Genomic DNA, 22,835 nt, shown 5'->3' on the forward strand with positions numbered 1-22,835 from the left:
GCGGCATGGCCGAGCAGCAGTTGCGGCACATCCCGGTGATGCTGGGTGAAGCAGTGGAGGGACTCGCCGTGCATGCGGGCGGGCGCTATCTCGATGGAACCTTCGGTCGCGGCGGTCACGCCCGCGCGGTGCTGTCGCGGCTGGGTCCCGACGGCCGGCTGCTGCTGATGGACCGCGATCCCGCCGCGATTGCCGCCGCGCAGGCCGAATTCGCGGGCGATCCGCGCGTGGCGATTCGCCACGCGAATTTCTCCAGCCTGGCCGAGTGGGACGAGACCGCGGCCGGCCTCGACGGCGTGTTGCTCGACCTCGGCGTGTCCTCGCCGCAGCTGGACGAGGCCGCGCGCGGCTTCAGTTTCATGGCCGATGCGCCGCTGGACATGCGCATGGATCCCAGTCAGGGCGAGAGCGCGGCGGAGTTCCTGGTCCACGCCAGCGAGCGCGAGATCGCCGACGTGCTGTGGCACTTCGGCGAGGAGCGCCACAGCCGGCGCATCGCCCGCGCCATCGTGGCCGACCGCGAGGCCGCCCCGTTCACCCGCACCGGGCAGCTGGCCGCGCTGATCGAGCGCGTGATCGGGCGGCGCGAGCCGGGCAAGCATCCGGCCACGCGCAGCTTCCAGGCGCTGCGCATCCGCGTGAACGGCGAGCTGGATGCCCTGCAGCAGGGCCTGAATGCCGCACTGGAACGACTCAAGCCCGGCGGCCGGCTGGCGGTGATCAGCTTCCACTCGCTGGAAGACCGCGCGGTGAAGCTGTTCATCCGCGATCACTCCGGCCGCGTGCAGAACAGCCGCCGCGGGCCGCCGGTGCAGGCTGCGCCGGCGCAACTGGCGGCGGTCGGCAAGGCGCAGTTTCCGTCCGATGCCGAGCAGGCGGCGAACCCGCGCTCGCGTTCGGCGGTGCTGCGCGTGGCGGAGAAACTTGCGCCGGAGGGCCGCGCATGAAGGTATTCGGCGCCCTGTGCCTGCTGATGCTGCTGGTCGCGGTGCTGGCCAGCGCGCTCGGCGTGGTGTGGACGCGCCACGAGAGCCGCGTGCTGTTCGTCAGCCTGACCGCGCTGCAGAACCAGCGCGACGAGCTGAACATCGAATACGGCAAACTCGAACTGGAGCAGGCCACCTACGCCGAACCGCGGCGCATCGACGACGAGGCCCGGCAGAAGCTGGGCATGGTCGATCCGCGCCCGCAAGACATCCGGCTGCTGCGATGAGTTGGCGCAACCTCAGCACTCCCGCACAGACCGCCGGCCGCCGCCGCGGCGCCGGCCCCAGTGCGCGCCGGCGCATGGTGGTGGTGGTCGGCCTGCTCGGCCTGGTCTCGGCCGGCCTGGTCGCACGTGCGTTCGACCTGCAGGTGGTGCGCAAGCAGTTCTACCAGCGCCAGGGCGACGCACGCTTCCTGCGCGAGATGCCGATTCCGGTGTCGCGCGGCACCATCTTCGACCGCAACGGCGAGCCGCTGGCGGTATCGACGCCGATGATGTCGATCTGGGCGAACCCGGCCGAGGTGCTCGACAGCGACGAGCGCATCCCTGCGCTGGCGCAGGCGCTGGGCGTGGACGCGGACGGCCTGAAGGCGCAGCTGGCGCAGCGCTCGGATCGCGAGTTTGTCTACCTGCGCCGGCAGATGGCGCCGGCTGCGGCGCAGACCGTGCTGGATCTGGGCATCCCCGGCATCAACGGCCAGCGCGAGTTCAAGCGCTACTACCCGTCCGGCGAAGTGACCGCGCACGTGCTTGGCTTCACCAACATCGACGACCGCGGCCAGGAAGGCCTGGAACTGGCCTACGACGACTGGCTGGCCGGCAAGCCGGGCGCCAAGCGCGTGATCCGCGACCGCATGGGCCACGTGGTCGAGGACATCGAGCAGGTGCGCGCGCCCAAGCCCGGGCAGAACCTCACGCTCAGCATCGACCGGCGCATCCAGTTCCTCGCCTACAGCGAGCTGAAGAACGCGCTGGAGAAGTCGCAGGCCGATTCCGGCTCGATCGTGGTGCTCGACGTGAAGACCGGCGAAGTGCTGGCGATGGCCAACCTGCCCACCTACAACCCGAACGCGCTCGGCGGCAGCAAGCCGGGCCAGCGGCGCAACCGGGCGATGACCGACGTGCTCGAACCCGGCTCGACGATCAAGCCGATCCTGATGGCGGCGGCGCTGTCCAGCGGCAAGTACACGCCGACCAGCCCGATCATCGACACCACCGGCGGGCACTGGTATTTCCAGGGCCATGACATCCACGACACGCACAACTACGGGCTGCTCACGCCGACCGGGGTGATCACCAAGTCCAGCAACGTGGGCGCGGCGCGCATCGCCATGACGCTCGACACCACGCTGATGTACGACACCTACCGCGCGTTCGGCTTCGGCAACAGCACCGAGAGCGGCTTCCCTGGCGAGGCCGCCGGTTCGTTGCGCATCGGCCGCAGCTGGCGTCCGCTGGAGAAGGCCATCCTCGGCTATGGCTACGGCCTCAACGTGACCGTGCTGCAGCTGGCCAACGCCTACGCCACCATCGCCGACGGCGGCGTGATGCACAGCCCGAGCTTCATCAAGGGTGGCGACACCACCGCCAAGCAGATCATCTCCCCGGAAGTGGCTGGCCAGTTGCTGCGCATGATGGAGACGGTGACCGGGCCCGGCAGCACCGGCACGCTGGCGCGCATCGCCAACTACAGCGTGGCCGGCAAGACCGGCACCGCGCACAAGGCCAGCGTCGGCGGCTATGCCAAGAGTAATTACACCTCGGCGTTCGCCGGCATCGTGCCGGCGTCGGATCCGCGCCTGGCCGCGGTGGTGGTGGTCGACAACCCGCAGAAGGGCAGCTACTACGGCGGCACGGTGTCCGGGCCGGTGTTCTCCAGGGTGATGGAAGGTGCGTTGCGTCTGCTCGACGTGCCGCCGGACAACATCGGTCGCTGGTATGTCGGCGGCCCGCTGCAGAACGTCGACGGCCTGGTGGGCAGCAAGCCGCCGGTCGATGCGCCGATCGACGACGCCCCGGTCGACGAGGATACGCCATGAGCACCGGCCACCTCGACCAGTTGCTGCTGGGCATCGCCGATGCGCCGATCGCCGCGGCGCCGGATGCCGGCCGCATCGTGGTGTCCGGCCTGAGCCTCGATTCGCGCCGGGTGCGCCGCGGCGACGCGTTCTTCGCCCTGCGCGGCAGCCAGGCGCACGGCATCAGCTTCGCCGCCGGCGCCGTGCAGCGCGGCGCGCGGGTGGTGCTGGCCGAGGCCCCCGCACCCGCCAAGGTCGAGCCGCTGGTGGTTCCCGTGCTGTGGATCGACGGCCTGCATGGCCAGGTCAGCGAGATCGCCGCACGTTTCTACGAGCGCCCCAGCGAGTCGATGCGGATGGTCGGCGTCACCGGCACCAACGGCAAGACCTCGTGCGTGCAGCTCCTGGCACAGGCGCTGACCCTGCTCGGCCATCGCGCAGCCTCGATCGGCACGCTCGGTGCCGGTGTGCACGGCGAACTGCACGAAGGCGAGCGCACCACCCCCGACGCGGTCACGGTACAGGAGTTGCTGGCGGAATTCCGCGATGCGCAGGTCGGCCATGTCGCGATGGAGGTGTCCTCGCACGCGCTGGAGCAGGGCCGCGTGGCGGCGGTGGATTACGAGGTGGCCGCGTTCACCAACCTCACCCGCGACCACCTGGACTACCACGGCAGCATGGAAGCCTACGGTGCGGCGAAAGCGAAGCTGTTCGCCTGGCCGGGCCTGCGCAGCGCAGTGATCAACATCGACGATACGTTCGGTCGCGAGCTGGCGACGCAGCTGCTGGCCGGCGTGCAGCGCCTGCGCTTCAGCATGGCCGACGACGGCGAGGCGGAGATCGCCGCCAGCGCGATCGTCACCTCGGCCGAAGGGCTGGCGTTCCAGCTGCGCACGCCGTGGGGCACGCGGGCCGTGCGCAGCCATCTGATCGGCCGCTTCAACGTGGCCAACCTGCTCGCCGTGGTGGGCTGCCTCGGCGCGCTGGGCGAGCCGTTCGCGCGCATCGTCGAGGCGCTCGAGCAGCTGCAGCCGGTGAACGGGCGGATGAGCCGGCTCGGCGGCGTGCATGGCCAGCCGCTGGTGGTGGTCGACTACGCACACACGCCGGATGCGCTGGAACAGGCGCTGGCTGCGGTGCGCGCGCATTGCGCCGGCAAGCTGATCTGCGTGTTCGGCTGCGGCGGCGAGCGCGACGCCGGCAAGCGCCCGCTGATGGGCGCGATCGCGGCGCGGCTGGCCGACGTGGCGATCGTCACCGACGACAACCCGCGCGGCGAGGATGGCGACGCGATCGTGGCGCAGATCGTGGCCGGCATGGCCGCCGCGCGCGCGATGACGGTGGAGCGCGACCGTGCGCTGGCGATCGCCGACGCGCTGCAGCTGGCGCACGCCGGCGACGTCGTGCTGATCGCCGGCAAGGGTCACGAAACCTACCAGGACGGCGCCACCGGCAAGCGCCCGTTCGACGATCTGGCGGTGGCGCGTGCCGTGCTGGAACGGATCGGCGGGGAGGCACGCCCATGATGCAGCTCGCCGCCATCGCGCTGTGGACCCACGGTCGCCTGCTCGGCAGCGATGTCGAGGTGACCGGCGTCGCCATCGACACGCGCAGGCTCGAGCCCGGCGACTTGTTCGTGGCGATCAAGGGCGAGCGGGCCGATGGCCACGATTACCTGGCCGAAGCCGCCACGCGCGGCGCGGTCGCCGCGCTGGTCACGCGCAAGGTCGACAGCGCGCTGCCGCAGGTACTGGTGGGCAGCACCGAACTGGCGCTGGGCGATCTGGCCAGCGCGGTGCGCGCGCAGCGCAACGTGCGCGTGGTCGGCATTACCGGATCCAACGGCAAGACCACGGTGAAGACGCTGGTCGCCTCGATCCTGTCGCGGCACGGCCGCACCCACGTCAGCGCGGGCAACTTCAACAACGAGCTGGGCCTGCCGCTGAGCCTGCTGGCGATGCCGCCGGACACCGAATACGCGGTATTCGAGATGGGCGCCGGCAAGCCGGGTGACATCGCCTACCTGGCTGCCATCGCGCGGCCCGATATCGGCCTCGTCACGCTCATCGCGCCGGCGCATCTTGCGCGCATGGGCAGCATCGAAGGCGTGGCCGAGACCAAGGGCGCGCTGTACCAGGCGTTGCCGGCCGACGGCGTGGCGATCATCAATGCCGACGACGCGTTCGCCAGCTTCTTCACCGGCCTGGCCGGCACGCGCAAGGTGCTGCGCTTCGGCCTGGAGCAACCGGCCGACATCGGCGCCGGCATCGTCGAGCAACGCGTGGACGGCTCGCGTTTCGTGCTGCATACGCCGCAAGGCGACGCCGGGGTGGCGCTGCCACTGCCTGGCCGCCACAACATCGCCAACGCGCTGGCGGCGACGGCGGTAGCGCTGGCGCTTGAGGTGCCGCTGGCCACCATCGTGGCCGGGCTGGAGCAGGTGCCCGGCGTGGCCGGCCGCCTGCGCCGCGAGACGATGGCCGGCGGTTGGACCCTGATCGACGACAGCTACAACGCGAACCCCGGCTCGATGGCGGCAGCGATCGACACCCTGCTGCTGGCCGCCGGCGAACGCTGGCTGGTGCTGGGCGACATGGCCGAGCTGGGCACGGATGCGCCCGCATTGCATGCCGGCATCGGCACGCGTGCGCGCGAGCGCGGGGTCGAGCGGCTGTTCGCGGTGGGTCCGTTCGGCACGGCCACGGTCGAGGCGTTCGGCGCCGGCGGCACGCATTTCGACGACAAGGTCGCGTTGATCGCCGCGCTGCGGACGCAGCTGCACGCGGGCGTCACCTGCCTGGTGAAGGGTTCGCGCTCGGCCGGCATGGAGCAGGTGGTGGCGGCACTAGGCGGCCATCCGGGCACGGCGGGCAAGAACGAAGGGGGTGCGTCCGATGCTGCTTGAACTGACCGACTGGATGGCACGGCACTTCACCGCGCTGCATCTGTTCCAGTACATCACCTTCCGCACGATCATGGCTGCGCTCACCGCGCTGTCGCTGTCGCTGCTGTGCGGGCCGTGGCTGATCAACCGGCTGGCCGCGCTGAAGGCCGGCCAGGTGGTGCGCAGCGACGGCCCGCAGACGCACCTGGTCAAGGCCGGCACGCCGACCATGGGCGGCGTGATGATCCTGCTTTCGGTCACCGTCGCCACTTTGCTGTGGGCCGACCTGCACAACCGCTACGTGTGGGTGGCGCTGGCGGTGCTGCTGAGCTTCGGCGCGATCGGCTTCTACGACGACTACCGCAAGCTGGTGCTGAAGGACAGCCGCGGCCTGGCCAGCCGCTGGAAATACTTCTGGCAGTCGGTGTTCGGCCTCGGCGCGGCGCTGTTCCTCTACCACACCGCTCAGCTGCCCGCGGAGACCGCGCTGTACGTGCCGCTGTTCAAGCACGTGGTGTTGCCGCTGGGGCTGTTCTTCGTGGTGATCACCTATTTCATGATCGTGGGCTTCTCCAACGCGGTGAACCTCACCGACGGGCTGGACGGGCTGGCGATCATGCCCACCGTGCTGGTCTCCGGCGCGCTCGGCGTGTTCGCCTATCTGGCCGGCAACAAGGTGTTTTCCGAATACCTGGGCATCCCCTCGATTCCCGGCGCGGGCGAGCTGGCGATCTTCACCGGCGCGCTGGCCGGCGCGGGGCTCGGCTTCCTGTGGTTCAACACCTATCCGGCGCAGGTGTTCATGGGCGACGTCGGCGCGCTGGCGATGGGCGCGGCGCTGGGTTGCGTGGCGGTGATCGTGCGCCAGGAGGTCGTGCTGCTGGTGATGGGCGGCGTGTTCGTGATGGAAACCGCCTCGGTGATGATCCAGGTGGCGAGCTTCAAGCTCACCGGCAAGCGCGTGTTCCGCATGGCGCCGATCCACCACCACTTCGAATTGAAGGGCTGGCCCGAACCGCGCGTGATCGTGCGCTTCTGGATCATCTCCGTGGTGCTGGTGCTGATCGGCCTTGCCACGTTGAAGGTGCGCTGATGCCGATCTTCGACGCTACCAGCCAGGCCAAACGCCGCAGCGGACCGCGCGGCAGCTTCGACCTGTGGTTGCTGGTCGCGCTGGTCGGGCTGGCCAGCGTGGGCGTGGTGATGGTGACGTCCAGCTCGATCGCGGTGGCGGACAGCCAGCACCTCGGCGCGTTCTATTTCCTGAAGAAGCACCTGCTGTTCCTCGGCCTGGGCCTGTTCGCGGCCGGCCTGGCCATGCGCACCGAGCTGAAGCTGCTGGAAAAATATGCGTTCCCGCTGCTGGCGCTGGCGTTCCTGATGCTGCTGGCGGTGTTCGTGCCGCACCTAGGCATGCGCATCAATGGCGCGCGGCGCTGGCTGAACCTGCTGGTCACCACGTTCCAGCCGGTGGAGGCGGTAAAACTCATTCTGGTGGTCTACGTTGCCAGCTACCTGGTGCGCCACCGCGAAAATGTGGAAACGAAATTCCTGGGACTGTTCAAGCCGGTGCTGGTCGCCGGCATGATCGTGCTGCTGCTGCTGGCGCAGCCGGACTTCGGCTCGGCCACGCTGGTGATCGCGGTGACCATCGCGATGGTCTGGCTGGGTGGCGCGCGGCCGATCTTCCTGTTCCTGATGGGCCTGCCGCTGATGCCGCTGCTGTACGTGGCGGCGACCGGCGAGAGCTACCGCATGAAGCGGCTGACTTCGTTCATGGACCCGTGGAAGGATCCGTTCAACGACGGCTTCCAGCTGACCCAGTCGCTGATGGCGATCGGCCGCGGCGAATGGACCGGGGTGGGGCTGGGCTCCAGCGTGCTGAAGCTGTCCTACCTGCCGGAGGCGCATACCGACTTCATCTTTGCGGTGATCGGCGAGGAACTGGGCCTGGCCGGCGTGCTGCTGGTGATCGGCCTGTTCGGCCTGGCGGTGGGGCGCGGCCTGTACCTGGGCCTGAAGGGCGTCGAGGTGGGCCAGCGCTTTGCCGGCTACGTCGCGTTCGGCGTCTCGCTGATGCTGGCGATGCAGGCGTTCGTATCGGTTGGCGTGAACCTGGGCGCGCTGCCGACCAAGGGACTGACCCTGCCGCTGATCAGCTACGGCGGCTCGTCGATGGTGTTGACCTGCGCCATGGCCGGCGTGCTGCTGCGCGCCACCTGGGAGATCAACCGCGCGCTGGACGCGCGGCAGATGGCCACGCGGATGCCGGCGGCGGTCGCCGTGGCCGATGCAAACGTCGCGGCGAAGCCGCGCGAGGCGGTGGCTGCATGAACACGCAAGCTCCCGTGCTGATCATGGCCGGCGGCACCGGCGGCCACATCTTCCCTGGCCTGGCCGTGGCCGAGTGCCTGCGCGCGCAGGGCGTGCCGGTGGTGTGGCTGGGCGCAGTCGGCGGGATGGAGACGAAGGTGGTGCCGGCGCAGCGGATCGAACTGCACACGGTGGCGGTCGGCGGCTTGCGCGGCAAGGGCATCAGGACCCGGCTGCTGGCGCCGCTGATGCTGCTGCGCGCGCTGTTCGCCTCGCTGGCCGTGCTGCGCCAGGTGCAGCCGCGCAGCGTACTGTCGATGGGTGGTTACGTGGCCGGTCCCGGCGGCCTCGCCGCGTGGCTGTTGCGCCGGCCGCTGCTGGTGCACGAGCAGAATCGCGTGGCCGGGTTCACCAACCGCAAGCTGGCCGGACTGGCGAAACGCGTGCTGGCCGGTTTCGCCGACGCGTTGCCGCGGGCCGAGTGGGTCGGCAACCCGGTGCGCGAGGCGATCGCGGCGCTGCCGCCGCCCGCCCAGCGCATGGTCGGGCGCGACGGCAAGCCGCGTCTGCTGGTGCTGGGCGGCAGCCTCGGCGCCCGTGCGCTGAACCTGGCGCTGCCGCAGGCGCTGGCCCAACTGACCCCGGCCCAGCGTCCCGAGGTGCTGCACCAGTGCGGCAGCCGCGGCCTCGACGAAGCGCGCGAGGCGTATGCGAAAGCCGGTGTCGAGGCGCAGGTGGTGGCCTTCATCGACGACATGGCCGGCACCTATGGCTGGGCCGATCTGGCCGTCTGCCGTGCCGGCGCGCTGACCCTGGCCGAATTGGCCGCGGCCGGGCTGGGCGCCGTGCTGGTGCCGTTCCCGCACGCGGTGGACGACCACCAGACGCGCAATGCCGAAGTACTGATGGCGGCCGGAGCCGCCGAACTGATGCAGGAGAACGAGCTGGACGTACAGATACTGGCGCAGCGGCTGGCCTTGCTGCTGGGTGACCGCCACCGCCTGCTGGCGATGGCCGAAGCCGCGCGCACGCTGGCCAAACCCGACGCGGCACAGGTCATCGCGCGCGCTTGCTTGGAGGTGGCCGCATGACGCCGCGTCGCCTGCATGCCCATGAAGACCCGATGAGCACCTTCCGCCGGGTGCATTTCATCGGCATCGGCGGCGTCGGCATGAGCGGCATCGCCGAGGTGCTGCACAACCTCGGCTACGCGGTGTCCGGTTCCGACCGCGCCAACTCGCCGACTGCACAGCGGCTGCAGCAGCTGGGCATCGTCGTGCACGTTGGGCACGCGGTGGAAAACATCGGCGACGCCGACGTGGTGGTGACCTCCAGCGCGATCAGGCAGGACAACCCGGAGCTGGTCGCGGCCCGCGAAGCGCGCATCCCGGTGATCCCGCGTGCGGAGATGCTGGGCGAGCTGATGCGTTTCCGCCGCGGCGTGGCGATCGCCGGCACGCATGGCAAGACCACCACCACCAGCCTCACCGCCAGCGTGCTGGCCGAGGCCGGCTACGACCCGACCTTCGTGATCGGCGGCCAGCTCAACGCGGCAGGCGCGAACGCCCGGCTGGGCAGCGGCCAGTATCTGGTCGCCGAGGCCGACGAATCCGACGGCTCGTTCCTGCTGCTGTCGCCGGTGATCGCCGCGGTCACCAACATCGACGCCGATCACCTGGAGAACTACCACGGCGATTTCGCCGAGGTGAAGAAGGCGTTCGCCGATTTCCTGCACCGGCTGCCGTTCTACGGCCTGGCCGTGTTGTGCGTGGACGACCCCGAAGTGGCCGTGCTGGCGAAGTCCACCACGCGCCGCGTGATGACCTACGGCATCGACGCCGCCGACGCCGACGTGCGCGCGCGCAACGTGAGCCAGCACGGCTTCGAGATGCACTTCGAGCTGTTGCTGCCGGGTCGCGACGCAGCGCTGCCGGTGAAGCTCAACCTGCCGGGCCGGCACAACGTGCTGAACGCGCTGGCCGCGTCCGCAATCGGCTGGCAGCTGGGGGTGGAGGCGGAGGCGCTGGCGCGTGCGCTGGAGAACTTCCAGGGCGTCGGCCGGCGCTTTCACCGGCGCGGCGAGATCGCGCTGGACCAGGGCAGCGTGCTGCTGGTCGACGACTACGGCCACCATCCGCGCGAGCTGGCCGCGGTATTCGCCGCCGCCCGCGGCGGCTGGCCCGGGCGCCGGCTGGTGGTCGGTTTCCAGCCGCACCGCTACAGCCGCACGCGCGACCTGCTGGACGACTTCGCCAATGTGCTGGCCGAGGTCGACGTGCTGGTGCTGACCGACGTCTACCCGGCCGGCGAGGCGCCGATCGCCGGCGCCGACGGCCGTGCGCTGGCGCGCGCGGTGCGCGCGCGCGGCAAGGTCGATCCGGTGCTGGTCGAGCATCCGCGCGAGCTCAAGGAAACCCTGCCGGCGCTGCTGCGCGACGGCGACCTGCTGCTGCTGCTGGGCGCCGGCGACATCGGCACGGCGGCGGTGGAGATGGCCCAGCTCGGCAATCTGAGGACGCACAAGTGAGCATGAAGGTGACAGATCCTGTCCGGTTCGGCCGCGTCGCGGTGGTGATGGGCGGCAGCTCGGCCGAGCGTGAAGTCTCGCTGGATTCCGGCCGCAACGTGCTGGAAGCGCTCCAGGCGCGCGGCGTGGACGCGCATGCGGTCGACGGCATCCCGGCACTGCTCGATGCGCTGCGCAGCGAACGCTTCGCGCGCGTGTTCAACATCCTGCACGGCCAGCACGGCGGCGGCGAGGACGGCGTGCTGCAGGGTGCGCTGGAGGCGCTCGGCGTGCCGTACACCGGCTCGGGCGTGCTCGGCTCGGCATTGTCGATGGACAAGCCGCGTTCGAAGCGCGTGTGGCAGTCGCTCGGCCTGCCGACGCCGAAGTTCGTGGCCTTGCCGCGCGGCGCCGACGTGCATGCGGCGGCGAAGCAGGTCGGCTTTCCGCTGATCGTGAAGCCGGCCTGCGAGGGTTCCAGCGTGGGCGTCACCCGCGTGTTCGAGGAAGCGCAGCTGGATCAGGCAGTGGAACTGGCGGCGCGGTATCCGGGCGACCTGCTGATGGAAACCCTGATCGAGGGCGACGAGCTGACCGTCGGCATCCTTGGCCGCGAGGTGCTGCCCAGCATCCACATCGTGCCCAAGGGTGCGTTCTACGACTACAACGCGAAGTACATCGCCGAGGACACGCTGTACCTGTGCCCCGGCCTGGAAGGCGATGCCGAGGCCGAGCTGCGCGCGCTGGCGCTGGCCGCGTTCGATGCACTTGGTTGCCAGGGTTGGGGCCGTGTCGACGTCATGCGCGACCGACAGGGGCGCAACTGGCTGCTGGAAGTGAACACCGCGCCGGGCATGACCTCGCACTCGCTGGTGCCGAAGGCGGCCAAGGCGGCCGGCATCGACTACCAGGAACTGTGCTGGCGCGTGCTGGAAACCAGTTTCCGGGAGAGCCTGTGAAGGGAACCGTCCGCCCCGTCGCCTGGTGCCTCGCCATCGCGCTGGTCGCGCTGCCGATCGTCGGCGTGCTGCGCGGCTGGTTCGCGGCCGGCCGCTGGCCGGTGACCCAGCTGACGGTACAGGCCGAGTTCAAGCACGTCAGCGCGGACGACATCCGCGCCGCCGTTCGGCCGCGCCTGGGCAAGGGTTTCTTCGCGCTGGATCTCGATGCAGTGCAGAAGGCCGTTGCCGCGCTGCCGTGGGTGGAGTCGGTCGAGGCGCGCAAGCGCTGGCCAGATACCTTGCAGTTGCGCATCTACGAGCGCCAGCCGTTCGCCCGCTGGAACGACAAGCAGCTGATCAGCCGGCAGGGGCTGGTGTTCGAGGCGCCGGGCATGGATGGCGTCGGCGCGCTGCCGAGCCTGCATGGGCCGGATGCACGGCTGGCCGAGGTGGTCAGCTTCTATGCGGAAACCCGCAAGGCCTTCGCCGGCACCCACCTGCAGGTCACCGGCGTGGCCCTGACCGAACGCGGCAGCTGGAGCGTGGGCATGGCCGACGGCGCGCAAATCGTGATCGGCGACCGCGAGTACGCCGGGCGCCGGCTGCGCCGCTTCCTCGACGTCTACCCGCAGCTGCTCGTCGGCCACACCGACGGCTTCGCCTACGCCGACCTTCGCTACACCAATGGATTCGCCGTGCGCTGGCCGCAGGCGCCCGCCGCCAATCAGGGAGGTTCGCCTCGCTCATGAGCATTTCTCTATGAAGCCGCGCAACGACAAGCAACTGGTGGTCGGGCTCGACATCGGCACCTCGAAGGTGGTGGCGATCGTCGGCGAGTACGAGCCGGGCGAGCCGATCACCGTGATCGGCATCGGCACCCACGTCTCGCGCGGCATGAAGCGCGGCTCGGTGGTCGACATCGAATCGACCGTGCACTCGATCCAGCGCGCGGTGGAAGAAGCCGAACTGATGGCCGGCTGCGACATCCGCTCGGTCTACGCCTCGATCTCCGGCAGCCACCTGGAAACCCGCAACTCGCACGGCAACGCGGCGATCCGCGACCGCGAAGTCACCGCCAGCGACCTGGAGCAGGTGCTGGAGGCGGCCAGCGCGGTGGCGATCCCGGCCGACCGCAAGGTGCTCTACAAGGAGTCGCAGGAATACCGCATCGACGGCCAGGACGGCATCCGTGCGCCGATCGGCATGAGCGGCGTGCGGTTGGAGGCGAACGTGCACCTGGTCACCGGCGCGGCGGCGGCGGTGCAGAACGTCACCAAGTGCATCCAGCGCTGCGGCCTCACCGTGGACGAACTGGTGCCGTCGGCGGTGGCCAGCGCGAAGGCGGTGCTGACCGACGACGAGCGCGAGCTGGGCGTGTGCCTGGTCGATATCGGCGCCGGCACCACCGACATCGCGATCTACACCCAGGGCTCGATCCGCTACACCGCCTCGCTGCCGGTCGGCGGCGACCAGGTCACCAGCGACATCGCCTACGGCGTGCACACGCCGACCGCGCACGCCGAGGAGATCAAGATCAAGTACGCCTGCGCGCAGACCGGACTGGCGCACGCCGAGGAAACCATCCAGGTGCCCAGCGTCGGCGATCGGCCGCCGCGCCGGCTCGCCCGGCAGGCGCTGGCGCAGTCGGTGCAGGCGCGCTACGAGGAAATCTTCGAGATGGTGCAGGACCAGTTGCGCCGCTCCGGCTACGAGAGCCTGGTCGCCGCCGGCGTGGTGCTGACCGGCGGCGCCTCGAAGATGGAAGGCGCGCTGGAGCTGGCCGAGGAGATCTTCCACAAGATGGTGCGCATCGGCGTGCCGCAGCAGATCGACGGCCTCGGCGAAGTCGTCTCCAGCCCGCTGCACGCCACCGGCGTGGGCCTGCTGCTGCACGGTGCACGCGCCGGCGGCACCCGCGTGGGCGGTTCGGGCGGCGGCAGCGTCGGCGGTCTGGTCGGCAAGTTGCGCGGCTGGCTCACCAGGAACTTTTGAGCAACACGGATCCGGCGGCGCAGGAGGCGACGCCACGGGCGGAGGGATATCCACCCACCACCATGAACCGACAGGAGTCGCCCTTCATGGTTAAAACGACAACAACTCTACGGAGGACGGGAAATGTTTGAACTGATCGATAAACTCGCACCCAATGCAGTCATCAAGGTGATCGGCGTGGGCGGCGGCGGCGGCAATGCCGTGGCACACATGCTGAATGCCAACATCGAAGGCGTGGAATTCGTCGTCGCCAACACCGACGCGCAGGCGATGAACAGCTGCGGCTCGCGCACCCACCTGCAACTCGGCGGCAACGTGACCAAGGGTCTCGGCGCCGGCGCGAATCCCGAGGTCGGCCGGCAGGCCGCGCTGGAGGATCGCGAGCGGATCGAGGCGATGCTCGAGGGCGCCGACATGGTGTTCATCACCGCCGGCATGGGCGGCGGCACCGGCACCGGCGCGGCGCCGGTGGTGGCGCAGCTGGCCAAGGAGAAGGGCATCCTCACCGTGGCGGTGGTGACCAAGCCGTTCCCGTTCGAGGGCCGTCGGCGCATGCAGGTCGCGCTGAAGGGCATCGAGGACCTGTCGCAGCACGTCGACTCGCTGATCACCGTGCCGAACGAGAAGCTGCTCAGCGTGCTCGGCCGCGAGGTCACCCTGCTCAACGCGTTCAAGGCCGCCAACGACGTGCTGCAGGGCGCCGTGCAGGGTATCGCCGACCTGATCACCGCCCCGGGCCTGATCAACGTCGACTTCGCCGACGTACGCACCGTGATGTCGGAGATGGGCCTGGCGATGATGGGCTCGGGTACCGCTCGTGGCGACGACCGCGCCCAGGCGGCGGCCGAGGCGGCGATCAAGAACCCGCTGCTGGAGGACGTCAACCTCAACGGCGCCTGCGGCATCCTGGTCAACGTCACCGCTGGCCCGAACCTCACCATGCGCGAGTTCGACGAGATCGGCCGGATCATCCACGACTTCGCCAGCGAGGACGCCACCGTGGTGATGGGCACCTCGCTCGATCCGGAGATGAAGGACGACGTGCGGGTCACCGTGGTCGCCACCGGCCTCAACCGGGCGATGGCCTCGCGCCAGCATCCGCCGATCCGCATGGTCGAGACCCAGCAGGTGCAGATGCGGCCGCGCCCGGTGGTGCTGCGTACCGGCACCGGCAACGAGGTGGTCGACTACGCCCAGCCGGACATCACGGTCAGCCATGGCCGCGCGGAACCCGCGGCGCCGGCGAAGCATGCCGAGCCGGGCTTCGATTACCTGGATATCCCGGCGTTCCTGCGCCGCCAGGCCGACTGATGGTCCACTGACTTCTGACAGCTTGCACAAGTTAAGGAGATGCGAAAGTATTGAACGAATGCCCGTTGGGTCAGTCACTACTCCCATCGTGCCGTGCCGCCGGCCATCGGCCGGGTCGCGTACTGCGCGGGGGGCGAGACCAGCCACATCGGGCAGGCCGTTCGCCGCTTTGCAGCAGCAAGACTGTGCGTCGGGATGGCGCACGGCCAGTCGACGCGGCTTGGCTCGCGGCGACCGGCCCGATACCCCGTGCCGGATTCCCGTCCCAGGCACGGGGTGTCGTGTCGAACCATCGCCTCATCGGGAAAGCCGCAACGGACGTGTCAGCTTTCAAGGATGAAAGAAACATGAAGGCTTAATCAGACTGTACGGTACGGTTTGCTTTTATCACAGGTTAAAACTGTGTTAGCATCCGCCCCTGATTGGCTGCTGCCTACACAGGTACCAACTACGATGATCAAGCAGCGTACGCTTAAGAACGTCATCCGGGCGACCGGCGTCGGTCTGCATACGGGTGACAAGGTGTACATGACCTTGCGTCCCGCGGCGCCGAATACGGGCATCGTGTTCCGCCGTACCGACCTGACCCCGCCGGTGGACATCCGCGCGCGCGAGGACAATGTCGGTGATACCCGGCTGTCGACCACGCTGGCCGATGGCGACGTGCGCGTCTCCACGGTCGAGCACCTGCTCTCGGCGATGGCGGGCCTGGGCATCGACAATGCCTATGTCGACCTGTCCGCGCCGGAAGTGCCGATCATGGACGGCAGTGCCGGTCCGTTCGTGTTCCTGCTGCAATCCGCCGGCATCGAGGAACAGAACGTCGCCAAGCGCTTCATCCGCATCAAGAAGCCGGTGAAGGTGCAGGAAGGCGACAAGTGGGCCAGCTTCGAACCGTTCGAAGGCTTCAAGGTCGGCTTCTCGATCGACTTCAACCACCCGATCATCAGCCAGCGCACCTCGCGTGCCGAGATCGACTTCTCCACCACGTCCTTCGTCAAGGAAGTGAGCCGCGCCCGCACGTTCGGCTTCATGCGCGACATCGAGATGCTGCGCGAGCACAACCTGGCGCTGGGCGGCTCGATGGACAACGCGGTGGTGCTGGACGACTACCGCGTCCTGAATGAAGACGGCCTGCGCTACGAGGACGAGTTCGTCAAGCACAAGATCCTGGACGCGATCGGCGACCTGTACCTGCTCGGCCACAGCCTGATCGGCGCCTATCACGCGCACAAGTCCGGCCATGAGCTCAACAACAAGCTGCTGCGCACGCTGATGGCCGATGCCTCGGCGTGGGAAGAGGTCAGCTACCAGGACGACCCGGCCACCTCGCCGATCTCCTACGCCCACCCGGCACAGGCGATCTGAGCCGGCACTCGCTTCTTCTCCACCAAACCCTCACGAAAAACGGCCGTGTCGCGAGACATGGCCGTTTTTTTGCAATGCGAATCACGCTTTGTACGCGCTGCGCTTCACGCCTCCGCGACATGGCGGATTACTCCTTAACAAACGGCGTGCTATAAAACCGCCTCCGGCACGCGAACCGATGCAGATCAGTCCGTGCCGGGCAAGGGGGAATCAGCGGTTTCGGCGAAGGACGCCAGCTCAAGGAACAGTACCCGCCATTCGGGGTCTGTGAACGACGCGGCGGCGGCCCTGAGGTGGGCGGCGGCGGCGGGCGAAAGCGGTTTCGATCGGTCCGGTGTCATTGCCGCCGGTGGTGGGGGGACCACTTTCACGGTGACTGAACTGGCGCAGGTGCCGATGGCATGTGCGGCGGCAAGGATTTGTGTCTGCATCAAGCGCAGGCGCGATGCCCAGCCCGGTGAAGACGCCAGGAAGACGAGGCGGTCGTTGCGCAGGTTGGCGAATCTCACCTGCTCGCGCAATGGCGATGGCAACGTCTGGCGCAGTGCGCGGTCCAGCGCTTCCAGCGCGTCGGCCTTTCGGGCCAGCGTCGCGAAGGAGCCGCAGTCGGCGAGGGACTTCGGTCCGTTGCCGGTGCGGCGGGAAATGGCTGGAGTGGCGCGTTGCATGGTGCCGGAATTCGACCCAGGAAAGACATGCAGATCATACTCGTATCACGCGCCCGGAAATTGCCGAAGACCCTCGACCTGGCGGATCGCCGCCTGCGTCTGAAGCTGCTTTCGGCGGTCGCGCTGGCGGTACTCGGTTGCATGGGAGCCGGCGTGGCGCTGGCCGTGCTGGTAGCCAGCCCGCGTGACCGGGCGTTGGCCGAGATTCGCGACCTGCAGCAGCAGATCCGGCAGCAGGACACCCAACTGGGCGGCGTGCGGCAGGAGGCCCAGCGCGGCCTCGATGCGCTGGCCGTGAAGCTGGGGCAGCTGCAGGCCCAGTCGACGCGCCTGAATGCGCTGGGCGAGCGGCTGGCCGAGGTCGGCAAGCTCGACGACGGCGAGTTCGATTTCGACCAGCAGCCGGCGGTCGGCGGCGTCGAGGATGCCGGCAGCAGCGCGTATGCCCTGCCACCGGCGCTGGACAACAGCATCAACCAGCTGGCCAGCCAGTTCGATCGGCAACAGGCGCAGCTGTCGGCGCTGCAGAGCCTGCTGCTGGATGCGCGGATCGAGTCCAACCTGAAGCCGACCGGGATGCCGGTGCAGGGCTATATTTCCTCCTATTTCGGCGTGCGCGCGGACCCGTTCGACGGCCGCTCGGCACGGCATACCGGCATCGACATCTCGACCCCGCTCGGCACGCCGGTACACACCGTGGCCGAAGGCATGGTGACCTTTGCCGGCGTGCGCAAGGGCTACGGCAACGTGATCGAGATCGACCACGGCAACGGCTACATGACGCGCTATGCGCACAACAGCGCGCTGGTGGCGCGCCCGGGCCAGCATGTGCAGGTCGGCGACGTGGTGGCCCGGGCCGGTTCCACCGGCCGCTCGACCGGGTCGCACGTGCATTTCGAGGTCTGGTACGACGGCCGCGTGGTCAACCCGCTGGCGTTCGTGCGCAACCACCGCTGACGCCGGGTTTCCGGCCCGCCATCCCTTGAATCCCGCCCTGGCCGGCGCCATTCAGGATGGCGCCGCGGCCTGGCTTGACGGGCCGCGTCCCGGCGCGGTCGGCCCCGTGGGCGGCGCCCGGCGGGCATGTAGTAACATGCCCGATTGGCCCGCGCCTGCCGTGGGCATTTCACTCCCAACCCGGAAGATCGATGTTCAATCGTGCCCTGACGAGCCTGTTTGGCAGCCGCAACGAACGCGTGTTGCGCCAGCTTTCCAAGAGTGTCAACCGCATCAATGCGCTGGAGCCCGAATTCGAGAAACTGAGCGATGACGAGCTGCGCGGCCAGACCGACACGTTCAAGCAGCGCGTCGCCGCCGGGGAATCGCTGGACAAGCTGCTGCCGGAGGCCTTCGCGGTGGTACGCGAGGCGGCCAAGCGCACCCTGGGCATGCGCCACTACGACGTGCAAATGATCGGTGGCATGGTGCTGCACCAGGGCAAGATCGCCGAGATGCGTACCGGCGAGGGCAAGACCCTCGTCGGCACGTTGCCGGTCTACCTGAATGCGCTGGCCGACAAGGGCGTGCACGTGGTCACCGTCAACGACTATCTGGCCCGGCGCGACTCGGCCCAGATGGGCAAGCTGTACAACTTCCTCGGCCTGACCGTGGGCGTGGTGTACCCGGGCATGGACCACGCCGACAAGCATGCCGCCTACGCCGCCGACATCACCTACGGCACCAACAACGAGTTCGGCTTCGACTACCTGCGCGACAACATGGCGCTCAGCAAGGAACAGCGCTACCAGCGCGGCCTCAACTACGCGATCGTCGACGAGGTCGACTCGATCCTGATCGACGAGGCGCGCACGCCGCTGATCATCTCCGGTCCGGCCGAGGATTCCCCGCAGCTGTACCTCGCGGTCAACAAGATCGTGCCGCGGATGGTCCGTCAGGCCGAGGAGAACGGCGAGGGCGACTACTGGGTCGACGAAAAGCAGAAGCAGGTGCACCTGTCCGAGGCGGGCATGCAGCACGCCGATGAACTGCTGCGCGCCGCCGGCGTGATCGAGCAGGACAGCGGCCTGTACGATTCCAAGAACCTGGCGGTGGTGCACCACCTCAACGCCGCGCTGCGCGCCAACGGCATCTACCAGCGCGACGTGGACTACATCGTGCGCGACGGCGAGGTGATCATCGTCGACGAGTTCACCGGCCGTACCCTGCCGGGCCGGCGCTGGTCCGACGGCCTGCACCAGGCGGTCGAGGCGAAGGAGGGCGTGCCGATCCAGCGCGAGAACCAGACGCTGGCCACGGTGACGTTCCAGAACCTGTTCCGCATGTACAAGAAGCTGGCCGGCATGACCGGCACGGCCGACACCGAGGCGTTCGAGTTCCAGAGCATCTACGGCCTGGAGGTGGTGGTGATCCCCACCCACAAGCCGATGATCCGCAAGGACAACCCGGACATGATCTTCCTGTCGCAGACGCCGAAGTACAACTCGGTGATCGAGGACATCCGGGCTTGCCATGAGCGCGGCCAGCCGGTGCTGGTCGGCACCACTTCGATCGAGGTGTCCGAGCTGCTCTCCGGCCTGCTGAACAAGGCCGGCGTGGCGCACGAGGTGCTGAACGCCAAGCAGCACGAGCGCGAGGCGCACATCGTGGCCCAGGCCGGCGCCCCCGGTCAGGTCACCATCGCCACCAACATGGCCGGCCGCGGCACCGACATCGTGCTCGGCGGCAGCCTGGATGCGGCGCTGGCGGCGCTGCCGGCCGAGGCCACCGAGGTGGATCGCGCCCGCGTCAAGGCCGAGTGGAAGAAGCTGCACGAGCAGGTGGTCGCCGCCGGCGGCCTGCACATCATCGGCACCGAGCGGCACGAGTCGCGCCGCATCGACAACCAGCTGCGCGGCCGTTCCGGCCGCCAGGGCGACCCGGGTTCCTCGCGCTTCTACCTGTCGCTGGAGGACAACCTGCTGCGCATCTTCGGCGGCGAAGGCCTGGTGCGCTGGATGAAGCGCTTCGGCATGAAGGACGACGACGCGCTGGAAGACCGCATGATCAGCCGGCAGATCGAGAAGGCGCAACGCAAGGTCGAACAGCACAACTTCGACATCCGCAAGCATCTGCTGGAGTTCGACGACGTCGCCAACGACCAGCGCAAGGTGATCTACCGCCAGCGCGACGAGCTGCTCGACGGCGACGACGTGCAGGCCACCGTGGCCGACATCCGCGACGACGTGGTGCAGAGCATGGTGCGCGCCTACGTGCCGGACGACAGCATCGACGAGCAGTGGGACCTGGCCGGGCTCGACCGCGAGCTGGAAAGCGAGCTGGGCCTGTCGCTCGACCTCAAGCGCTGGATCGAGCAGCAGCACGAGATCGACGCGAAGATGATCCTCGAGCACGTGCGCGGCGCGGTGAACGAGCTGTTCCAGGCGAAGGAGGCGCAGATCGGCGTCGAGACCATGCGCCAGCTGGAAAAGCACATCATGCTGACCGTGGTCGACAATGCCTGGAAGGATCACCTCGCCAGCATGGATTACCTGCGCCAGGGCATCTACCTGGTCGGTTATGCGCAGCAGGACCCGAAGCAGGCGTTCAAGCGCGAATCGTTCAAGCTGTTTTCCGACATGCTCGAGCGGATCAAGGCCGAAGTGGTGCAGATGCTGGCGCGGATCCGCATCCGCAGCGAGGAGGAAGTCGCCGCGATGGAGGCCGAGCAACGGCGCCTGGCCGACCGCCTGCAGAAGCAGATGCTGGCCAGCGGCGGCGGCGCGCCGGCGGAAGGCGCGTTTGGCGGCGGGGCGGCGGAGCCGGCGGTCGGTGCCGGCATGCGCCTGGCGCAGCCGTCCGCGCAGCACGACGGCCCCAAGGTCGGCCGCAACGACCCGTGCCCGTGCGGTTCCGGCAAGAAGTACAAGCACTGCCACGGCCAGCTGGCCTGAGCCACGGACCGCTGAAAAAAAGCCCCGCTTCGAGCGGGGCTTTTTGGTTGCAAGCGGTGTGGCTTATTGCTGCTTTTGGCAACTCGTGACGTACTGGCCCTTGTAGGCAGTGGTAACCCACAAGCCGCCGGTGGATCCGCCCACGCACGAGAGCTCCCAGGTCTGCTGGAGTCCGCCCGAGCAAGTGCTGATGCTGGCCGTGTCCCCCGGCGTGCAGCTCATGCCTCCCCAGGGTGGGGCGGGCCAGGCTTGCATCGGCTGCTGCATGTTCCTGATATGCCTGACAAGGACTACGTCGAAGTCACCGAGCGCCGCCGGGTCGAGGCTGCCCACGTTTCCCAGCCTGGACTTTTGCATCGCTCGGTTCAGCGTATCGCGGATCGACTGGTGTTCCGCGTTTCCGCGCGGAACGATCAGCTGTGTCGTCGTGGTACTCGATACCTGCGTGGTTTGGTCGGCTTCGCCGGGTGGCAGTGCCTTGGCAGCGTTTCCGGACGCCAGGGACATCGCGACGAGCAGGGGCAGCATGCGAATGGTAGAGGGCTTCATGAAACCTCCGTTCATGGCAGATATTTCGACACCCCGAGTACATCCACGGTAGATCACGAATCGTGAATATTCAGTTCCCTTTCGTATCGCATCAATCCTCGCCGCCCGGCGGCCGTTTGCGGTGCGGCTCGGCGTTGACCGCGATGTACTGCAGCTCCTCGCCGTCCAGCTGCAAGGCGGTGAGCTGCCCACCCCAGACGCAGCCGGTGTCGATCGCGTGCACGCCGAGCCCGGCGAAGCGGCCCAGCGTGGACCAGTGGCCGCAGACGATGCGGGTGTCGCGCCGGCGCATGCCGGGCACCTCGAACCACGGATACAGTCCGGCCTTCTGCGTGCCGGGGATGCCCTTGGCCTCGAAGTCGATGCGGCCGTTGACGTCGCAGTAGCGCATCCGGGTCATCGTGTTGATGGTGGCGCGCTGGCGATCCAGGCCCTGTAGCCGGCTGGTCCACTGCGCCGGCCGGTTGCCGAACAGGTTGCGCAGCAGCCGCGGGTGGCGCGGGCTGGACAGCTCGCGCTCGACATCCTGCGCCGCGCGTTGCGCCTGGCGCAGCGTCCACATCGGCGCCAGGCCGGCGTGCACCATGGTCCAGTTGAGCTGCTCGTCGTGGTGCAACAGTTTTTGCGAGCGCAGCCATTCGAACAGCACCGGCGCGTCGTCGGCGAACAGTACCTCGCGCAGCTCCGGATTCACTCGCGCCTGCGCGTCGGGCCGGCGCTGGGCGATCGCCAGCAGGCTCAGGTCGTGATTGCCGAGGGTGACCACGCTGTGCTCGCGCAGGCCGTGGATCAGCCGCAGCGTGTCCAGTGATTGCCCGCCGCGGTTGACCAGGTCGCCGCAGAACCACAGCCGGTCGCGTGCCGGATCGAAGCGCAGCTTCTCCAGCAGGCGCTGCAGTTCGGGGTAGCAGCCCTGCACGTCGCCGATCGCGTACGTAGCCATGTCAGCGCAGGGCCATCAGTGCAGCGTACGCGGGATGGACAGGGTGAAGGTCGGGATGGGCGCCTCGAACTCCGTGCCGTCATCGGCCAGCATCTGGTAACTGCCGCCCATGGTGCCGACCGGCGTCTCCAGCACCGCGCCGGAGGTGTATTCGAAATCGTCGCCGGGCCGCATCCAAGGCTGCTCGCCGACCACGCCTTCGCCGGTCACTTCCTCCACCTTGCCGTTGGCGTCGGTGATCATCCAGCGGCGGGTGAGCAGGCGTGCGGGCATCTCGCCGGCGTTGCGCAGGGTAACGGTGTAGGCGAAAACGTAGCGATTGTCACCGGGCTTCGATTGATCGGGGACGAAGCGGGTTTCGACCTGCACGTCGATCGTGTAGGAAGATTTTTCAGTCATGCCGGGATTGTAAGGCCTGCCGCCGCGAATGGGGCGGGCAGCGTCGCGACCGCGCTGCGGTTTCC

General features: G+C 68.6%; 20 protein-coding genes. 16 read left to right on the forward strand and 4 right to left on the reverse strand.

Features of this window, described 5'->3' with window-relative positions; translation table 11 throughout:
* Window positions 1-5 precede the first annotated feature (5 nt).
* From rsmH to lpxC, 14 genes are all read left to right on the forward strand, one after another.
* Window positions 6-947, forward strand: a complete 942-nt coding sequence (rsmH, locus tag RHOOR92_RS0108830; protein ID WP_027490086.1) for a 16S rRNA (cytosine(1402)-N(4))-methyltransferase RsmH — start codon at window positions 6-8, stop codon at window positions 945-947.
* Window positions 944-1,213: a cell division protein FtsL gene (ftsL, locus tag RHOOR92_RS0108835; protein WP_027490087.1), complete on the forward strand. Its 270-nt coding sequence runs from the start codon at window positions 944-946 to the stop codon at window positions 1,211-1,213. Before rsmH ends, ftsL begins: the two co-directional genes overlap by 4 nt.
* Window positions 1,210-3,027, forward strand: coding sequence for a penicillin-binding protein 2 (locus tag RHOOR92_RS0108840; RefSeq protein ID WP_027490088.1), 1,818 nt, complete (start codon window positions 1,210-1,212; stop codon window positions 3,025-3,027). The genes ftsL and RHOOR92_RS0108840 overlap by 4 nt, the downstream gene beginning before the upstream one ends.
* Entirely contained in the window at window positions 3,024-4,532 is a 1,509-nt protein-coding gene (locus tag RHOOR92_RS0108845; RefSeq protein ID WP_027490089.1) for a UDP-N-acetylmuramoyl-L-alanyl-D-glutamate--2,6-diaminopimelate ligase, read from the forward strand. The genes RHOOR92_RS0108840 and RHOOR92_RS0108845 overlap by 4 nt, the downstream gene beginning before the upstream one ends.
* The gene (murF, locus tag RHOOR92_RS0108850; protein WP_027490090.1) at window positions 4,529-5,911 is read left to right on the forward strand and encodes a UDP-N-acetylmuramoyl-tripeptide--D-alanyl-D-alanine ligase; all 1,383 of its coding nucleotides are present in this window, start codon (window positions 4,529-4,531) and stop codon (window positions 5,909-5,911) included. Before RHOOR92_RS0108845 ends, murF begins: the two co-directional genes overlap by 4 nt.
* Window positions 5,901-6,983: a phospho-N-acetylmuramoyl-pentapeptide-transferase gene (mraY, locus tag RHOOR92_RS0108855; protein WP_027490091.1), complete on the forward strand. Its 1,083-nt coding sequence runs from the start codon at window positions 5,901-5,903 to the stop codon at window positions 6,981-6,983. Before murF ends, mraY begins: the two co-directional genes overlap by 11 nt.
* Complete coding sequence (ftsW, locus tag RHOOR92_RS0108860) at window positions 6,983-8,224, forward strand: putative lipid II flippase FtsW (protein WP_015448705.1); 1,242 nt, start codon at window positions 6,983-6,985, stop codon at window positions 8,222-8,224. The genes mraY and ftsW overlap by 1 nt, the downstream gene beginning before the upstream one ends.
* Window positions 8,221-9,294 (forward strand): undecaprenyldiphospho-muramoylpentapeptide beta-N-acetylglucosaminyltransferase, encoded by a 1,074-nt coding sequence (gene murG / locus RHOOR92_RS0108865; protein WP_007509339.1) that lies wholly within the window; start codon window positions 8,221-8,223, stop codon window positions 9,292-9,294. The genes ftsW and murG overlap by 4 nt, the downstream gene beginning before the upstream one ends.
* Window positions 9,291-10,730, forward strand: coding sequence for a UDP-N-acetylmuramate--L-alanine ligase (gene murC / locus RHOOR92_RS0108870; RefSeq protein ID WP_015448704.1), 1,440 nt, complete (start codon window positions 9,291-9,293; stop codon window positions 10,728-10,730). The genes murG and murC overlap by 4 nt, the downstream gene beginning before the upstream one ends.
* 2 nt (window positions 10,731-10,732) lie before the next feature.
* Complete coding sequence (locus tag RHOOR92_RS0108875; RefSeq protein ID WP_174315858.1) at window positions 10,733-11,668, forward strand: D-alanine--D-alanine ligase; 936 nt, start codon at window positions 10,733-10,735, stop codon at window positions 11,666-11,668.
* Window positions 11,665-12,399 carry a cell division protein FtsQ/DivIB gene (locus RHOOR92_RS0108880; protein ID WP_007509331.1) on the forward strand — a complete coding sequence of 245 codons (735 nt, stop codon included), beginning with the start codon at window positions 11,665-11,667 and terminating at the stop codon, window positions 12,397-12,399. The genes RHOOR92_RS0108875 and RHOOR92_RS0108880 overlap by 4 nt, the downstream gene beginning before the upstream one ends.
* Window positions 12,400-12,409: 10 nt before the next feature.
* The gene (ftsA, locus tag RHOOR92_RS0108885; RefSeq protein ID WP_007509329.1) at window positions 12,410-13,642 is read left to right on the forward strand and encodes a cell division protein FtsA; all 1,233 of its coding nucleotides are present in this window, start codon (window positions 12,410-12,412) and stop codon (window positions 13,640-13,642) included.
* A 123-nt stretch (window positions 13,643-13,765) separates the two neighbouring features.
* A complete protein-coding gene (gene ftsZ, locus RHOOR92_RS0108890; protein WP_007509327.1) occupies window positions 13,766-14,953 on the forward strand; it encodes a cell division protein FtsZ in 1,188 nt (395 codons plus the stop codon).
* Window positions 14,954-15,406: 453 nt separating this feature from the next.
* On the forward strand, window positions 15,407-16,321 hold the full coding sequence (lpxC, locus tag RHOOR92_RS0108895) for a UDP-3-O-acyl-N-acetylglucosamine deacetylase (protein WP_007509325.1): 915 nt from the start codon (window positions 15,407-15,409) through the stop codon (window positions 16,319-16,321).
* Window positions 16,322-16,506: 185 nt separating this feature from the next.
* On the opposite strand, the gene RHOOR92_RS0108900 is transcribed toward lpxC, so the two are convergent.
* Window positions 16,507-16,989 carry a DUF721 domain-containing protein gene (locus RHOOR92_RS0108900; RefSeq protein WP_015448702.1) on the reverse strand — a complete coding sequence of 161 codons (483 nt, stop codon included), beginning with the start codon at window positions 16,987-16,989 and terminating at the stop codon, window positions 16,507-16,509.
* Between the two features lie 27 nt (window positions 16,990-17,016).
* On the opposite strand from RHOOR92_RS0108900, the gene RHOOR92_RS0108905 reads away from it, so the two are divergent.
* A complete protein-coding gene (locus RHOOR92_RS0108905; protein ID WP_007509321.1) occupies window positions 17,017-17,946 on the forward strand; it encodes a M23 family metallopeptidase in 930 nt (309 codons plus the stop codon).
* Window positions 17,947-18,137: 191 nt separating this feature from the next.
* Complete coding sequence (secA, locus tag RHOOR92_RS0108910; protein ID WP_007509318.1) at window positions 18,138-20,879, forward strand: preprotein translocase subunit SecA; 2,742 nt, start codon at window positions 18,138-18,140, stop codon at window positions 20,877-20,879.
* A gap of 63 nt (window positions 20,880-20,942) precedes the next feature.
* On the opposite strand, the gene RHOOR92_RS0108915 is transcribed toward secA, so the two are convergent.
* The 3 genes from RHOOR92_RS0108915 to apaG all read right to left on the reverse strand — a co-directional run bounded on the left by RHOOR92_RS0108915 (window position 20,943) and on the right by apaG (window position 22,770).
* Window positions 20,943-21,428 (reverse strand): hypothetical protein, encoded by a 486-nt coding sequence (locus RHOOR92_RS0108915; RefSeq protein ID WP_231378355.1) that lies wholly within the window; start codon window positions 21,426-21,428, stop codon window positions 20,943-20,945.
* 91 nt (window positions 21,429-21,519) lie between these two features.
* Window positions 21,520-22,371 carry a symmetrical bis(5'-nucleosyl)-tetraphosphatase gene (locus RHOOR92_RS0108920; RefSeq protein WP_027484515.1) on the reverse strand — a complete coding sequence of 284 codons (852 nt, stop codon included), beginning with the start codon at window positions 22,369-22,371 and terminating at the stop codon, window positions 21,520-21,522.
* Window positions 22,372-22,386: 15 nt separating this feature from the next.
* Window positions 22,387-22,770, reverse strand: coding sequence for a Co2+/Mg2+ efflux protein ApaG (apaG, locus tag RHOOR92_RS0108925; protein WP_007509311.1), 384 nt, complete (start codon window positions 22,768-22,770; stop codon window positions 22,387-22,389).
* Window positions 22,771-22,835: the final 65 nt, after the last annotated feature.

This window comes from Rhodanobacter sp. OR92 (assembly GCF_000427545.1).
GTDB lineage: Bacteria > Pseudomonadota > Gammaproteobacteria > Xanthomonadales > Rhodanobacteraceae > Rhodanobacter > Rhodanobacter denitrificans.

Bases quoted from the DNA above. Each gene is read 5' to 3' on its own strand.
- rsmH (WP_027490086.1), top strand. From the start codon at position 6: ATGGCCGAGCAGCAGTTGCGGCACATCCCGGTGATGCTGGGTGAAGCA.
- ftsL (WP_027490087.1), top strand. From the start codon at position 944: ATGAAGGTATTCGGCGCCCTGTGCCTGCTGATGCTGCTGGTCGCGGTG.
- RHOOR92_RS0108840 (WP_027490088.1), top strand. From the start codon at position 1,210: ATGAGTTGGCGCAACCTCAGCACTCCCGCACAGACCGCCGGCCGCCGC.
- RHOOR92_RS0108845 (WP_027490089.1), top strand. From the start codon at position 3,024: ATGAGCACCGGCCACCTCGACCAGTTGCTGCTGGGCATCGCCGATGCG.
- murF (WP_027490090.1), top strand. From the start codon at position 4,529: ATGATGCAGCTCGCCGCCATCGCGCTGTGGACCCACGGTCGCCTGCTC.
- mraY (WP_027490091.1), top strand. From the start codon at position 5,901: ATGCTGCTTGAACTGACCGACTGGATGGCACGGCACTTCACCGCGCTG.
- ftsW (WP_015448705.1), top strand. From the start codon at position 6,983: ATGCCGATCTTCGACGCTACCAGCCAGGCCAAACGCCGCAGCGGACCG.
- murG (WP_007509339.1), top strand. From the start codon at position 8,221: ATGAACACGCAAGCTCCCGTGCTGATCATGGCCGGCGGCACCGGCGGC.
- murC (WP_015448704.1), top strand. From the start codon at position 9,291: ATGACGCCGCGTCGCCTGCATGCCCATGAAGACCCGATGAGCACCTTC.
- RHOOR92_RS0108875 (WP_174315858.1), top strand. From the start codon at position 10,733: ATGAAGGTGACAGATCCTGTCCGGTTCGGCCGCGTCGCGGTGGTGATG.
- ftsA (WP_007509329.1), top strand. From the start codon at position 12,410: ATGAAGCCGCGCAACGACAAGCAACTGGTGGTCGGGCTCGACATCGGC.
- ftsZ (WP_007509327.1), top strand. From the start codon at position 13,766: ATGTTTGAACTGATCGATAAACTCGCACCCAATGCAGTCATCAAGGTG.
- lpxC (WP_007509325.1), top strand. From the start codon at position 15,407: ATGATCAAGCAGCGTACGCTTAAGAACGTCATCCGGGCGACCGGCGTC.
- RHOOR92_RS0108900 (WP_015448702.1), bottom strand. From the start codon at position 16,989: ATGCAACGCGCCACTCCAGCCATTTCCCGCCGCACCGGCAACGGACCG.
- RHOOR92_RS0108905 (WP_007509321.1), top strand. From the start codon at position 17,017: ATGCAGATCATACTCGTATCACGCGCCCGGAAATTGCCGAAGACCCTC.
- secA (WP_007509318.1), top strand. From the start codon at position 18,138: ATGTTCAATCGTGCCCTGACGAGCCTGTTTGGCAGCCGCAACGAACGC.
- RHOOR92_RS0108915 (WP_231378355.1), bottom strand. From the start codon at position 21,428: ATGAAGCCCTCTACCATTCGCATGCTGCCCCTGCTCGTCGCGATGTCC.
- RHOOR92_RS0108920 (WP_027484515.1), bottom strand. From the start codon at position 22,371: ATGGCTACGTACGCGATCGGCGACGTGCAGGGCTGCTACCCCGAACTG.
- apaG (WP_007509311.1), bottom strand. From the start codon at position 22,770: ATGACTGAAAAATCTTCCTACACGATCGACGTGCAGGTCGAAACCCGC.